Here is a 13,745-nt window from a genome sequence, read left to right on the forward strand (position 1 = left end):
GCCCCCGATGGCGTCAGTCCAGGCGCCGCCTATTTGGGCCCCATGATCTTCACCAATTTCTCCGGCGAAGGCGCGCCCTGCTGTTGCTGCAACCCACCCTTGTCGTCCAGATAGAAAATCGCCGGCGTCGCCGATAACTCCAGCTCATCCATTAACTTCATGTTTGAGTCGAGCTTGGCCTCGATCGCCGCCGGGATCTTGTCCAGCGCCTGCAACTTGCTGCCCTTGCCGGCGGCTTCGTGTTCTTCCAGGGCTTTTTGCGGGTCTTTGGCGGCGAACAGGGCGGCCGACTTGCCGGGGCTGTCTTCGCGGATGATGCCGACCATGATGTGGCGCAGTTGCACCTTGCCGGCTTTTACCCACGGGCGGGCCTGTTCCCAGAACATGTTGCAGTAGGGGCAGTTGGGATCACTGAACAGGTAGACGATACGCGGCGCGTTTTTATCGCCGTCCTGAATCCAGTTGCTGTGTTCCATCTTGGCCCAGACTTCCTTGGCCATCGGCGCGTATACGAGTTTTTCCAGGGGCGCGCTGCTCAGGTCGTTGCCTTGGGCGTCGTACAGGTTGCCGGCGAGCACGCTTTTGCCGTCGGCGGTCAGGTACAGCGCCATGCCGCGGTTCTGGTATTGCGCGGCGTAGCCGGTGAGCCCGCTGGGGGCGTCGAACTTGCCGAGGATCTTGGCGCCCTTGGCTTCGATCTGTTTGATCGGCGCCGGCCAGTCTTCGGCCTGGGCCAGGGTAGCGGCCAGGGTCAATGGCAGCAGGGTCAGCAGGTGGCGGAGGCTTGGCATGTCGGTTTCCTTGTGGCGGCAGGGGCTGAGTCGAAGGGTTCCATGGCGCGGGCCAGGCTGGCCTGGGACAGCTCGCCCAGGTGGCTGTTGATCAGCCGTCCATCGGCTTGATAAAACAGGGTGGTCGGCAACGCCATGGAGCCCACGGCCTGGCCGAGGCGGCCACTGGCGTCAAACAACACGTTGTCGAGGGTCAGGCCCTGGGTGGCGAGGAAAGTGCTGACGCTTTGCATGCTTTCGGCCTGGTTGACGAAAAGAAAGGTCACGTCGGGCCGTTGGTGTTGGGCGCGTTCCAGCACCGGCATTTCGCGGCGGCACGGCGGGCACCAGGTGGCCCATAGGTTGATCACCAGCGGGCCGCCTTTGTAATCAGCCAGTTGCACCACATCGCCATTGGCATTGCGCAAGGTGATGTCCGGCAACTGCGCGCCTTTGTCGTACAGGCTCAAGGACATACTGCCCATGCCCCAGAACACCAGCCCGGTGATAACCCCGGCGCTCAGTGGTTTACGCAGGGGCGGGCGACGCCAACCGTAGGCCAGCGCGCCGAGCACCAGCGCGATCACGCCGGGCCAGGCGAGAAAGCCGCCATCGCGCAGGTCGACCATCTGCAACCAGTCGTTGCGGTACTCGTTCCAGTACATCAGCACAAAGCTGGCGCGTGCCACCAGCATGCCCAGCAGGAACAGGCTGAACAGCACGGATTCCGGGTTTTCCCCGCCACGCTTGGCCACGCGCCAACCCACCAAAGTGGCGAGAATCAGCGCGCTGATCAACAGGATGTGATTCAGGGCAATGGCGAAGGTGCCGATGGTCAGGGTCAGCATCAGAGCGCGTCCCGGGTGTGTGTCCAACGTTGCAGGAAGCCGGCGGCATCCACTTCGCCGGTGATACGTTGGGCGCGGCGTTCTTCACCGTCCGGGCCGATCCACACGAAGCTGGGTGGCCCCGGCACCTGGTAGCGGCCGAGCAGGGCGCGGCTGGCCGCGTTATCGGCAGTGACGTCCAGGCGCAGCAGGCGTACGTCTTTCAGGGCATCCATGACTTCGGGTTTGCCGAACACCTGTTTTTCCATGATCTTGCACGACACGCACCAGTCGGCGTAGTAGTCCACCAGCACCCATTGGCCTTGAGCCTTGGCGGCGTCGAGCTGGCTTTGCAGCACGGCCGGGTCGTTAATGGTCATGAACGCATCATGGCCAGTCGTTGCGGCGGCGGCACGCGAGCCGCTATAGACCTTCAGCGGTTGCCACAGGTCATCGCTGCCACCGGCCGCGCCGACCACCAGCACCGCGCCCCACAGGCCCAGCACCAGCGAGCCTGCACCCAATACCTTGGCGGCCAGCCCGTATTCGCGGGCCAATATCCAGCCGCAGTAGGCCATGACCAGCGCCAGTGCGCCCCACAGGCCGAGCCACAGGCTTTCGTTGATGACCGGGCGGATCATCAGCACGGCGGTGCCCAGGAACAGGAAGCCGAAGATGCCCTTGAGCACATTCATCCAGGTGCCTGGCTTGGGCAGGAAGCGGTTGCCCACCGTCACCAGCAGCAACAGCGGCACGCCGATGCCGATGCCCATGGCGAACAGAATCAGGCCACCGTGCAGCGCATTGCCGCTCTGGGCGATATACAGCAGGGCGCCGGCCAGCGGCGCGGTCATGCACGGCCCCACCAGCAGGCCGGACAGCGCACCGAGCATGCCCGCGCCCACCAGGCTGCCACCGCTTTGCTGGCGGCTGACGTTGTCCAGGCGGTCACGCAGGAAGGCCGGCAGTTGCAGCTCAAAGAAACCGAACATCGGCAGGGCGAGGATCACAAACAGCGCGGCAAAACTGCCCAGGATCCACGGGGTTTGCAGCAGCGCGGCAAGGTTGCCGCCGAGCAGCGCAGCCAACACGCCGAGCGCTGCATACACCAGGGCCATGCACACCACATAACTGCTGGCCAGGGCAAAACCACGGCGCGGGCTGGCGCCGCTGCCGACGACCAGGCCGGCGAGGATCGGCAACATCGGCAACGAACACGGCGCAAACGCCAGCAGCAGGCCCAAGCCAAAGAACACCAGCAGGCTCCAACCCAGGCTGCGTTGTTGCAGGCCGCTGGCCAGGCTCTGGTCCTGTGCCTGGGTGGTGGCGGCAACGGCAGGGTTACCGCCCAGGTCCACGGTGATCGACTGCGGCGGATAGCACAGGCCGGCATCGGCACAGCCCTGCCAACCGAGTTTGACCTGGCCGGTGACACCCGCCGGGATCTTCACTTCCAGGCCTTGGCGATACACTTCCTGCTCGCCAAAAAACTCATCGCTATGGGCTTCACCCTGCGGCAGCGCGGGCTTGTCGGCCAGGCCGTCGAACTTCATGCGCTGTTTGTACAGGTAATAACCGTCGGCAATCTGCCAATATAGCTGGGTCTCGCCAGTTTCCAGGCGCTCGGAGGTAAACGTGAAGGCTTTGCCCACCGGGAGGAAGTCGGGTTTGGTCTCGAAAGGATTACTGCCCGGCGCAGCCTGGGCGAACCCCGCGAACAACACCAGCAAAAAGGTAAACAGATGCCGCATGGTCAAGCCTTAGTTCGATGCAAGTGAGGCACACAATGTGTGGCGTTGATTAACCGATGATTAACCGGCGCTATTCTAGAGTGTAGGGAAAGTCTGAGCGCGCCTCTTTTCACGGCATAATCTGCGCTTAATCCGCCCAGACTTTAATCTCCCCATCTTTTATGAAGGGTTCAGCATGCACGTACTGGTCTGTGAAGACGACGAACTGATCGCCAGCGGTATCGTGGCCGGCCTGACCGCCCAGGGTTTCACCGTCGAGCGCGTCGCTTCGGCCGCGGCGGCGCGGGCGATGCTCAAGGCGGCGACGTTCGACATCATGGTGCTCGACCTCGGCCTGCCCGATGAAGACGGCCTCAAGCTGTTGCAGCAACAGCGCAGCCAGGGCCTGGAAATCCCGGTGCTGATCCTCACCGCGCGCGATTCGGTGACCAACCGCGTCGACGGCCTGCAAGCCGGCGCCGATGATTACCTGCTCAAGCCCTTCGACCTGCGCGAACTCGCCGCCCGCCTGCAAACCCTGCTGCGGCGTGTGGCGGGGCGCAGCGTCAACCTGATCGAACATGGCCGGCTGGCGTATGACCCGAGCAGTCGCGAGACCTTCCTGGGCGGCCAGCCGGTGGACCTGTCCCGTCGCGAACAGGCGCTGTTGCAAGCCTTGTTGCACAACAAGGGCCGCGTGCTCTCCAGCGAACAGCTCAAGGACAGCGTCTACGGCTTCAACGATGAACTGGAAAGCAACGCGTTGAACGTGCACATCCATCACCTGCGGCGCAAATTGGGTAACGGTATCGTCGAGACCGTGCGCGGCCTGGGCTATCGCCTGGGCACGGCGGATGACGGCCCGGCGGCGGGAGACAACGCTTCGTGATGAGCCTGCGCCTGCGACTGACGTTCAAGCTGGGCGCCGCTTTTGTGTTGATCTGGGCCTTGGCGGCCGCCTGGATGCTCAACGATCTGCGCAACCAGATGATGTTCTCTCTCGACCAACGCCTGGTGGCGTCGGCCCGCATGGTGGCGGGGCTGACCGAGCAGATGCCGGGCCTGGCCAGTGTGAGTGGCGGTGCACATTTGCGCACCGAACAACTGAATGTACCGGGCGGCATGGCTTGCCAGGTCAGCTCGTTGCGGGGCGAGATCCTCGCACGCAGCCATACCACCCCGGATGAAGGGCTGGAGTCGCGCCAGAGCGGCTTTCGCGACCAGGTCATCGACGGTGTGAGCTGGCGCAGTTTCACCCTGTCCCGTGGCGACCTGCTGATCACCACCGCCGACCGCCAGGTGGAGCGCGAGGCGTTGAACCTGTCGATCCTGCTGGCGGCGTCCGTGCCGGTCGGTGTGGCCTTGCTGGGTTGCCTGTGCCTGCTGTGGCTGGGCATCGGCCAGAGCCTGGTGCCGCTCAATCGCATGCGTGATGCCTTGATGCGCCGCAGTGTCGACTCCCTTGAACCGCTGCAGATCCACCCGTTGCCCAGCGAACTCAAGCCGCTGCTCGACACCCAGAACCAACTGCTGCAACGCATTGCCAAGACCATCGAGCGCGAACGTCGCCTGACCGGCGACGCCGCCCATGAGCTGCGCAGCCCGCTCACGGCGATCAAGACCCACCTGCAGGTGGCGCGCATGACCGAAGGCGCGGCCCGCGACCAGTCCCTGGCCCATGCCGAGGAAGGCGCTGACCGCCTGCACCGTACCCTGGAGCAACTGCTGCTGTTGGCGCGGGTGGAGGGCAACCTGTCGTTCGATGACGGCATGCACTCCAGTGCCGAGGAAGTCGCACGCCTGGCGATCCAGGACGCCAATGCGGGCGACAACCGGCGTATCGACCTGATCCTGCCCGACAACCTCTCGGCCACCCCGGTTGAAATGCCGGTGGGCCTGGCGGTCGCGGCGCTGCGCAACCTGCTGGACAACGCCCTGCGTCACACGCCTGCGGATACGCGGGTGGAACTGAGCGTGCTGACCGCGACCGATAACGTGATCTTCCGGGTGCGTGACCATGGCAAACAGATCTCCAGCGAGGATCTGCAATACCTGACGCAACGTTTCTGGCGCAACGGCAACAGCGAGGGCTGCGGCCTGGGCCTGGCAATTGTGCAGGCCATCGTCCAGCGTTGTTCCTGCTCGTTGAAATTCGACAGCCGGCCGGACGGCCTGCGCGTAGATTTGGGGATGCCATTGCGGCGCTGAGCCGATCTTTTTCAAGTGCCAAATAGTTACCGCCTGCCTGAACCTGAGCGCTTCAGGATGGCGGTAATTTTTTTGTGCTCGAACGGGCTGAATGATTCGGCCTGTAGTGAAAAAGGACGGTCCTTATGTTGATCATCGATAGCAGTTTCCCTTCCAAGGATTTCAATGAACGTAACGGCGAGCCCGTGCGGCAGGTGGTGCTGCATTACACAGCGGCGCCGTTCGGCTCATCCCTGAATACGCTGACCCAGGGCGGTGTCAGCGCGCACTATTTGTTGCCCGACCCGAATGAGCCCGGCTATCGCGCCAGCGGTTATGACGAGTTGCGCGTATTTCGCCTGGTACCCGAAGACAAGCGCGCCTGGCATGCCGGTGCAAGCCACTGGGGAGGGCGGGATAATCTCAACAGCCGGGCGATTGGCATCGAGATCGTCAACCTGGCGCGCGATGACGGCGGCGTGTTTACTTTTCCGGCATACCCGGCGGCGCAGGTCGATATGTTGATTGCCTTGTTGGGTGACATTCTGGGGCGCTACCCACAGATCGGGCCGGCCGACGTGCTGGGCCATTCGGATGTGGCGTATTGGCGCAAGCGTGACCCGGGGCCGCAACTGCCTTGGCGGTGCTTGTATGAAGCGGGGATCGGCGCCTGGTTCGATGAGGCGACGCGGGCCATGTACCAACGCCGGTTTTGCCTCGGGCTGCCGCCGGAGGTCGAGGTGGAACGGGCTTTCCAGCGCTATGGCTATGCGCCGGCGAAGAATCGTCAGGCCTTTGAACAGCGCACCCGGGCATTTCAGATGCACTTTCGGCCACGGGATTATTGCGGGGTGCTGGATGGGGAAACGTGTGCGGTGCTGTATGCGTTGAACGAGCGGTACCGGGGGATCTGATGGTGGGGGCGGGCGTTACCGAAAAACGCATAAGCACTGCGTTCCCCTAAATCCCCTCGCCGCTGGTGCGTCTTCAGAACATGCCATCCGTAGACCCACGGATCACCCATCTGCTCACCCCACCCGCGTATTGAGGGATCGAGAAATGTCCGTCGCCACCATTCGCACCGAAGACACCCAACTGCACGAAACCCTCTACCACTTCGAGGAAACGCCACTGCTGGCCCGCCAACGCCAACAGGAATCCAACGCCCGCAGTTACCCACGCCGTATCCCGCTGGCACTCAAGCGCGCCAAGGGCATCTATGTGGAGGACGTGGAGGGTCGCCGTTTCATCGATTGCCTGGCCGGTGCCGGCACCCTGGCACTCGGCCATAACCACCCGGTGGTGATCGAGGCCATTCAACAGGTGCTCAGCGATGAACTGCCGCTGCACACCCTCGACCTGACCACCCCGGTCAAAGACCAATTCGTGCAGGACCTGTTCGGCCTGCTGCCGCCGGCGCTGGCGCGGGAAGCGAAAATCCAGTTCTGCGGGCCGACCGGCACGGATGCGGTGGAAGCCGCGCTGAAACTGGTACGCACCGCCACCGGCCGCAGTACGGTGTTGTCATTCCAGGGCGGTTATCACGGCATGAGCCAGGGCGCACTGAGCCTGATGGGCAGCCTGGGGCCGAAGAAACCGTTGAGCGCCTTGCTGGCCAATGGCGTGCAGTTTCTGCCATACCCCTACGATTACCGCTGCCCGTTCGGCCTGGGCGGTGCGCAAGGCGTGCGGGTCAACCTGCATTACCTGGAAAACCTGCTCAATGATCCGGAAGCCGGCGTAGCGCTGCCGGCCGCGGTGATTGTCGAAGTGGTGCAGGGCGAAGGCGGGGTGATTCCCGCCGATCTCGACTGGCTGCGCGGCCTGCGGCGCATCACCGAACGGGCCGGGGTGGCCCTGATCGTCGATGAGATCCAGAGCGGCTTCGGCCGTACCGGCAAGATGTTCGCCTTTGAGCACGCCGGCATCATCCCGGACGTGGTGGTGATGTCCAAGGCCATCGGCGGCAGCCTGCCGTTGGCGGTGGTGGTGTATCGCGACTGGCTCGACACGTGGCTGCCGGGCGCCCATGCCGGAACCTTCCGTGGCAACCAGATGGCGATGGCGGCGGGGTCGGCGGTGATGCGCCACCTCAAGCAGCACGACCTGGCCGGCCACGCCGCCGCCATGGGCGAACGCCTGGCTGAACACCTGCGCATCCTGCAACGGGATGTGCCGCAATTGGGTGACATTCGTGGGCGAGGGCTGATGCTCGGGGTAGAACTGGTGGACCCGAACGGCGCACTCGATATCCAGGGCCATCCACCGGTACACCGTCAATTGGCACCGCTGGTACAACGCGAGTGCCTCAAGCGCGGTCTGATCCTGGAGCTGGGTGGCCGTCATGGCGGCGTGGTGCGTTTTCTGCCGCCCCTGGTGATCACCGCTGCCGAGATCGACCGTGTGGCCGAGATCTTCGGGCGCGCCGTGGTGGCAGCGCTCGCCGACGTCTAATTTTTCGTACGCCTGGTACGTTTCTACAGATATCAGCGCTGCGCGTGGTGCGCAGCCAGCCTTTGAGCGATGGAGAACAGCAATGACCTCAGTATTCGACCGCGACGACATCCTCTTCCAGGTTGTGGTCAACCATGAAGAGCAGTATTCCATCTGGCCCGACTACAAGGCCGTGCCGGAAGGCTGGCGCACCGTGGGCAAGAGCGGCATGAAGAAAGAGTGCCTGGCCTACATCGAGGAGGTCTGGACCGACATGCGCCCGCTGAGCCTGCGCCAGAAGATGGACGGTGCGGCGCTGGCCGGCTGATCCAGTTTTGTGGCAAGGGAGCAAGCTCCCTTGCCACAGCGGTGTTTCAGCGGGTGTACAGGTAGTCTGTTGCCAACGACGCCAGCGTCCTCACGCCCACCACCAACGCTGATTCATCCACAAAGAACCCCGGGTTATGGTTCGGCGCAGCCTTGCTCATGTCCTGATCGCGTGGCGTCACTCCCAGGAACACAAACAGCCCCGGTGCCTCCTTGGCATAAAACGAGAAGTCTTCGGCACCGCCCACCAACGGGCCTTGCACCACATCATCCTTGGCCGCCCAGCGCAGGCTTGGCAGCATCTTTTCGGTCAGGGCCGGGTTGTTGATGGTGGGGTCGTATTTCTCGATGATCGTGACTTCGGCCTTGGCGCCCCCGCTTTCAGCGATTTTCTCCACCGTCTGACGCACATCCGCGTGCAGCTTCTGGCGAATGCCGTAGTCGTAGGAGCGAATCGTGCCGCTCATGTCCACCGATTCGGGAATGATGTTATAGCGCGTCCCCCCATTGATGGTGCCGATGCTGACCACCGACGGGAATGACGAGATGTCGGTACGGCGGCTGACCACGGTTTGCAGGCCGACGATGGTCTGCGCGCCGACGGTGATCGGGTCGATGCCGTCCCACGGGCGGCCGGCGTGGGTCTGTTTGCCGAGGATCTTGATGCGCAGGTCATCGGAACTGGCCAGGGTCGGACCAGGACGGTAAGCGATCTGCCCGGCGGGCACGCCGGCCCACACGTGCAGGCCGAACACTGCGTCCGGCTTGGGGGCCTTCATCACGCCTTCCTGCACCATCATCTTCGCGCCCCAGGTGTTTTTGCCGTCGGGGATGAAGTCGCTTGGGCCTTCTTCAGCGGGTTGGAAATAGAACACAACGGTGCCGGGCAGGCGGTCGCGCATACCGCTGAGGATTTTCGCCGTGCTCAGCAAGATGGCGGTGTGGGCGTCGTGGCCGCAGGCGTGCATCACGTCGACTTCCTTGCCCAGGTAAGTGCCCTTGGCCTTGGAGGCGAACGGCAGGTCGGCGACTTCCTTGACCGGCAACGCATCCATGTCGGCGCGCAACGCCACGGTCGGGCCGGGCAGGGCGCCTTTCAAGATGCCGACGACACCGGTGCGCGCCACGCCGGTCTTGACCTCAAGGCCCAAGTCGCGCAGTTGCCTGGCGACGAGTTCGGCGGTGCGCTGTTCGGTATTGCCCAGCTCGGGATGGGCGTGGAGATCGCGGCGGGTTTCCAGCAACGCCGGTTCGAGTATTTTGGCTTGGGCGGCGATTTCTTCCCGGGCACTTTCCTGACCGCCGCCGGCGGCAATCACCGCGCTGCTGGCGACCCCGCACAACACGCCGAAAACCCATGGGTGTGTCAGACCGATTAAACGCATAAGGACCTCTCCCTCTTTATTGTTGTGGATCTTTCTCCTGCACACTGCCGGCCGTGACCACCTGCACGCTCAGGCGCGGCGTCGCCAGATCGAGCCCGGCTTCATCCAGATGACGCTTGAGCGACAGGTTGAACGCCCGCGACACTTCCCACTGCTTGATGGGCGCGGTTTTGAAGCGTGCCCGCAGGATGGCGCTGCCGGACTCGAAGCTTTCTACCCCCTGAATCTCCAGTGGTGACCAGATATTGCGGCGTTGCAGCGGGTCGTTGCGCATTTTCTGGCCGACGTCGCGCATCAGCTTGATCGCGTCGTCGATTTCCATGTTGTAGGGGATCGCCACCCGGAAAATCGCGTAGCCGAACTCCCGCGAGTAGTTCTTGATGCTCTTGATTTCACTGAACGGGATGGTGTGCACGATGCCGTCGATGTCGCGCAGGCGCACGGTACGAATAGTCAGGCCCTCGACGGTGCCGAGGTGGCCGCCGACGTCCACGTAGTCATCGATGGCCAGGGAGTCTTCGATGATGATGAACAGGCCGGTGATCAAGTCCGCCACCAGCGACTGAGCACCAAAACCGATGGCCAGGCCGATCACACCGGCACCTGCCAACAGTGGCGTGACGTTCATGCCCATGTTCGCCAGGGCGACGATAGCGGCGATGATGAAGATGGTCACGAACAGCACGTTGCGGATCAACGGCATCATGGTTTGCGCGCGGGCGTTGGCCAGGCCTTTGCGCGAGCGGGTCAGGGCGTGGTGAATGGCCGTGTCGCTGAGGATCCAGATCAGCCAGGCAAACAGCAATGTGCCGCCCAGGCCGAACAGCTTGACGCTGATCTCATGGCCGTCGCCTTCGGTAAAGCGGATCAGCGACAGGCCCCACACACGAAGGCCCAGTTCAATGAACACCAGCCACACCAGCAGGTGGGCCAGGGTGTAGACGAAGCTTTTCAGGCGTTCGGAGTACAAGGCATGACGCTTGTGCCCGCGTTGCGGCTTGAGGGCGTGGCGGCGTACCAGGCCGTTGATCACCATGCACAGCACCAGCAACACCGTGCACAACAGTGACTGGCGCAGCGCCGTGCTGGTGTCGCCCGCCGACAGGAACGTGGCGAACAGCGAAATGCCCACCAGCAGCAGCGCCGGCAAATACCAGAAGGTGCCGATGATGGACAGGGTATCGGTGAGGGCGCGGCGGGTGAGGCGGCGCGAGAGCGGTTGGTTGCGAATCAGGTGCGCGATGGGGCGACGGAAACGCAGGATAAACACGCCGGTGGAGAGCGCCGCCATCACATTGGCGACGGTCGCGGCGGTATGAGCCAGGTGCTGCCCCAGGGCCTGGACGAGCCGTGGGTCGCTCAAGGCTTCGCCGAACGCGGCAAAGCTGCCGATCCACCACAGCGGGCGGAAAGCCTGGTGGCGCAGGATATACAGGGCGCGGTGGCGGTGCGGACCATCGAGCACGGAGAACGCAATCACACAGATCGCCGAGAAACAGGTGCCGACCACCAGCGCATAGGCCAGCACCATCGCCAGGGATTTGCCCAGGGACGAGGGCAGGGCGTAGCTGAGGTAAACCGTGATGATCAAGGCGATCATCCAGGGGCCCAGCTTGCGCAGGGCGAAACGCACCATGTCCCAGGTGCGCGGGTGTTGCGGCAGTTCTTCCGGCAGGCCGAAACGTTCGCGTACGCGGTGGCTGAGCCAGATGAGCGCCGCCGCCAGCAGGCTCCAGACCGCCAGGATCACGGCAAAGCCGAAAATGATCGGCAGCCACTCGCTGGCCGGCAGCATCAGGGCGCTGAGTTCATCCTTGGCCTGGTCGACTTCATTGGACCAGCGCCCCAACGGGCTGTCGGCCCCGGAAAACTGCGATTCAAGGCCCGCCAGGGTGCCGCCGATCAGCCCGAGTACGCCTTGTTCGGCGGCGGGTTGAGCCTTTTGGGTGGCTTCGCGCAGCTTCTTCAGGTCGCTCAGCAGTTGGGTGCGCTGCTGGTCGTTTTCCAGGGTCTTGATCACCTCATCCAGCGACTGCCCCAGGGGCACTTCGGCCTGGGGTTGCGGTTTGGTGGTGCTGCCCAGCAGGCCGGGCAAGCTCACGGCTTGGGCAGGCGCCAGCGGCAACAGCGTGAGCAGGGCGATCAGGATAGAGCAGGGCAGGGCGAACAGACGGGAGAACACGAGGCGGTCAACCTTGGAAACGACGAATTGACCGAGTGTACGAGGCCGCTATGCCCAATGCGAGTGCATTTATCATTCCGCCAGTTTGGCGAGGATCTTGTACACCACGGTACCCAGGATCAGCAGCATGCCGATCCACATGCCGAATACGCCGAGGGGCTTGTCACGAAAGTTGAAACCCACGGCCAGCATGATCATGCCGATCAGAATCGGGATAAGCATGGCGTGGAAAGAGGACATGGAGATCATGGGGCGACGGCCTTGTCGGAGTGGGAATACTGACAAGTCTAGGTCGGATTGCAGAAAGTGCAGATGATGCAGGTCAGGTTCACCCAAATCAAAATGTGGGAGGGGGCTTGCTCCCGATGGCCTGCATAGCAGGCCCATTTTTGAGGCCGCTGCGCGGCCTATCGGGAGCAAGCCCCCTCCCACAGTGACCGCGCCCCCTCCCACATTTCCCCAGTATCAGGCGTCAGGGCAAGTCGTGGCTCGCATAGAACGCACCCAGCACTTTCACCAGATGCGCCAGGTCGTGGCTGCCGCACAGCTCGCGAATGGAATGCATGGCAAACGTCGGCAGGCCGATGTCCACGGTACGCACACCCAGGTGGCTGGCGGTGATCGGGCCGATGGTCGAGCCGCAGCCCATGTCGCTGCGCACCACAAAGCTTTGCACCGGGACTTCCTGGGCCATGCACAGATGGCGGAAGAAGCCGGCGGTTTCGCTGTTGGTGGCGTAGCGCTGGTTGCTGTTGACCTTGATCACCGGGCCTGCGTTGAGTTTCGGGCCATGGTTGGCGTCGTGTTTCTCGGCGTAGTTCGGGTGCACGCCGTGGGCGTTGTCTGCCGATACCAACAGTGATTTCTGAATAGTGCGTACGAATTCATCACCTTCGGGCAACAGACGGCGCAAGGTCTGTTCCAGCATCGGGCCATCGGCGCCGCAGGCGGAGCAGGAACCGACTTCTTCGTGGTCGTTGCACACCAACACGCAAGTTTCGTCGCTGTCGCTGGTGAGCAAGGCTTGCAGGCCGGCATAGCACGACAGCAGGTTGTCGAGGCGCGCGCCGGCGATGAAGTCGCCATTGAGGCCGATCACCGCTGCACTTTGCGTGTCGTAGAAACTCAGCTCGTAGTCGAGCACCACATCGGCATTCAACCCATGTTCCCGTGCCAGTTGCTCGGTGAGCACGGCGCGGAAGTCCACGCGCTCGTCACCGGCGAATTGCGCGAGGATCGGCGGCAGCTCGGTCTGGGCATTGATCGCCCAACCCTGGTTGGCTTCACGGTTCAGGTGAATGGCCAGGTTGGGGATGATGGCGATGGGCAGCTTGAAGTCGATCAACTGGCTTTCGACTTTGCCGTCACGGCGGAAGGTGACGCGGCCGGCCAGGGACAGGTCGCGGTCGAACCACGGTGCCAGCAGGGCGCCGCCATAGACTTCCACGCCCAGTTGCCAGAAGCCCTGGCGTTGCAGCTCCGGCTGGGGCTTGACCCGCAGGCACGGGCTGTCGGTGTGGGCGCCGACCAGGCGGATCCCGCCCTGCAGCGGCGAATGACGGCCGAGCTTGAAGGCAATGATCGAGGAATCGTTACGGGTGACGTAATAGCGGCCGTTGGCTTCGGTAGCCCAGGTTTCGCGCTCGTCGAGACGCTGATAGCCGGCCGCTTCCAGACGCTGGGCGAGGGCGGCAGTGGCATGAAAAGGAGTAGGGGAGGCCTTGAGGAAGTCGATCAGGCCTTGATTCAACGCTTCGCGCATAAATAGCTCCAGACAGCAATGCGCGGAGTTTACCGTATTGGTTTGACTCGGTGTCTAGAACTGACACAGAACTAAATGTGGGAGCGGGCTTGCTCGCGAATGCGGTGGTTCAGTTAACTCAACTGTGACTGACACACTGCAT

Annotated in this window: 12 protein-coding genes; 5 read left to right on the forward strand and 7 right to left on the reverse strand. The window is 63.2% G+C overall.

Going from position 1 to position 13,745, the window contains the following annotated elements:
- Positions 1 to 29: 29 nt before the first annotated feature.
- Genes dsbG through dsbD form a run of 3 tightly spaced genes read right to left on the reverse strand, consistent with a single transcriptional unit; the run spans position 30 to position 3,348 of the window.
- Positions 30 to 791 carry a thiol:disulfide interchange protein DsbG gene (gene dsbG, locus C9383_RS00355; protein WP_090369568.1) on the reverse strand — a complete coding sequence of 254 codons (762 nt, stop codon included), beginning with the start codon at positions 789 to 791 and terminating at the stop codon, positions 30 to 32.
- Positions 767 to 1,618 carry a TlpA disulfide reductase family protein gene (locus tag C9383_RS00360; RefSeq protein ID WP_060755989.1) on the reverse strand — a complete coding sequence of 284 codons (852 nt, stop codon included), beginning with the start codon at positions 1,616 to 1,618 and terminating at the stop codon, positions 767 to 769. Before C9383_RS00360 ends, dsbG begins: the two co-directional genes overlap by 25 nt.
- Positions 1,618 to 3,348, reverse strand: coding sequence for a protein-disulfide reductase DsbD (gene dsbD, locus C9383_RS00365; RefSeq protein WP_090369570.1), 1,731 nt, complete (start codon positions 3,346 to 3,348; stop codon positions 1,618 to 1,620). The genes C9383_RS00360 and dsbD overlap by 1 nt, the downstream gene beginning before the upstream one ends.
- A 175-nt stretch (positions 3,349 to 3,523) precedes the next feature.
- Between dsbD and C9383_RS00370 the strand changes: the two genes are divergently transcribed.
- The 5 genes from C9383_RS00370 (at position 3,524) to C9383_RS00390 (ending at position 8,275) form a co-directional block, all read left to right on the forward strand.
- Positions 3,524 to 4,216, forward strand: coding sequence for a response regulator (locus tag C9383_RS00370; protein ID WP_060755987.1), 693 nt, complete (start codon positions 3,524 to 3,526; stop codon positions 4,214 to 4,216).
- Positions 4,216 to 5,535, forward strand: a complete 1,320-nt coding sequence (locus C9383_RS00375) for an ATP-binding protein (RefSeq protein ID WP_060755986.1) — start codon at positions 4,216 to 4,218, stop codon at positions 5,533 to 5,535. Before C9383_RS00370 ends, C9383_RS00375 begins: the two co-directional genes overlap by 1 nt.
- A gap of 125 nt (positions 5,536 to 5,660) precedes the next feature.
- Positions 5,661 to 6,428 (forward strand): N-acetylmuramoyl-L-alanine amidase, encoded by a 768-nt coding sequence (locus tag C9383_RS00380; protein ID WP_090369573.1) that lies wholly within the window; start codon positions 5,661 to 5,663, stop codon positions 6,426 to 6,428.
- 145 nt (positions 6,429 to 6,573) lie between these two features.
- Positions 6,574 to 7,968, forward strand: a complete 1,395-nt coding sequence (locus tag C9383_RS00385) for an aspartate aminotransferase family protein (protein ID WP_090369575.1) — start codon at positions 6,574 to 6,576, stop codon at positions 7,966 to 7,968.
- Between the two features lie 82 nt (positions 7,969 to 8,050).
- Positions 8,051 to 8,275 (forward strand): MbtH family protein, encoded by a 225-nt coding sequence (locus tag C9383_RS00390; RefSeq protein ID WP_028617283.1) that lies wholly within the window; start codon positions 8,051 to 8,053, stop codon positions 8,273 to 8,275.
- 46 nt (positions 8,276 to 8,321) lie between these two features.
- On the opposite strand, the gene C9383_RS00395 is transcribed toward C9383_RS00390, so the two are convergent.
- The 4 genes from C9383_RS00395 to C9383_RS00405 form a co-directional block, all read right to left on the reverse strand.
- Complete coding sequence (locus C9383_RS00395) at positions 8,322 to 9,659, reverse strand: amidohydrolase (RefSeq protein ID WP_090369577.1); 1,338 nt, start codon at positions 9,657 to 9,659, stop codon at positions 8,322 to 8,324.
- 16 nt (positions 9,660 to 9,675) lie between these two features.
- Positions 9,676 to 11,841: a mechanosensitive ion channel family protein gene (locus tag C9383_RS00400; RefSeq protein ID WP_090369578.1), complete on the reverse strand. Its 2,166-nt coding sequence runs from the start codon at positions 11,839 to 11,841 to the stop codon at positions 9,676 to 9,678.
- Between the two features lie 72 nt (positions 11,842 to 11,913).
- Positions 11,914 to 12,081, reverse strand: a complete 168-nt coding sequence (locus C9383_RS28080; protein WP_162492707.1) for a hypothetical protein — start codon at positions 12,079 to 12,081, stop codon at positions 11,914 to 11,916.
- 232 nt (positions 12,082 to 12,313) lie between these two features.
- Positions 12,314 to 13,603, reverse strand: a complete 1,290-nt coding sequence (locus tag C9383_RS00405; RefSeq protein ID WP_060755982.1) for a M18 family aminopeptidase — start codon at positions 13,601 to 13,603, stop codon at positions 12,314 to 12,316.
- Between the last annotated feature and the right edge of the window lie 142 nt (positions 13,604 to 13,745).

Source organism: Pseudomonas palleroniana, assembly GCF_003031675.1.
GTDB classification, from domain to species: Bacteria; Pseudomonadota; Gammaproteobacteria; order Pseudomonadales; family Pseudomonadaceae; genus Aquipseudomonas; species Aquipseudomonas palleroniana.

Excerpts from the sequence above, each read along its gene's own strand:
- dsbG (WP_090369568.1), bottom strand. The coding sequence starts at position 791 with ATGCCAAGCCTCCGCCACCTGCTGACCCTGCTGCCATTGACCCTGGCC.
- C9383_RS00360 (WP_060755989.1), bottom strand. The coding sequence starts at position 1,618 with ATGCTGACCCTGACCATCGGCACCTTCGCCATTGCCCTGAATCACATC.
- dsbD (WP_090369570.1), bottom strand. The coding sequence starts at position 3,348 with ATGCGGCATCTGTTTACCTTTTTGCTGGTGTTGTTCGCGGGGTTCGCC.
- C9383_RS00370 (WP_060755987.1), top strand. The coding sequence starts at position 3,524 with ATGCACGTACTGGTCTGTGAAGACGACGAACTGATCGCCAGCGGTATC.
- C9383_RS00375 (WP_060755986.1), top strand. The coding sequence starts at position 4,216 with ATGAGCCTGCGCCTGCGACTGACGTTCAAGCTGGGCGCCGCTTTTGTG.
- C9383_RS00380 (WP_090369573.1), top strand. The coding sequence starts at position 5,661 with ATGTTGATCATCGATAGCAGTTTCCCTTCCAAGGATTTCAATGAACGT.
- C9383_RS00385 (WP_090369575.1), top strand. The coding sequence starts at position 6,574 with ATGTCCGTCGCCACCATTCGCACCGAAGACACCCAACTGCACGAAACC.
- C9383_RS00390 (WP_028617283.1), top strand. The coding sequence starts at position 8,051 with ATGACCTCAGTATTCGACCGCGACGACATCCTCTTCCAGGTTGTGGTC.
- C9383_RS00395 (WP_090369577.1), bottom strand. The coding sequence starts at position 9,659 with ATGCGTTTAATCGGTCTGACACACCCATGGGTTTTCGGCGTGTTGTGC.
- C9383_RS28080 (WP_162492707.1), bottom strand. The coding sequence starts at position 12,081 with ATGTCCTCTTTCCACGCCATGCTTATCCCGATTCTGATCGGCATGATC.
- C9383_RS00405 (WP_060755982.1), bottom strand. The coding sequence starts at position 13,603 with ATGCGCGAAGCGTTGAATCAAGGCCTGATCGACTTCCTCAAGGCCTCC.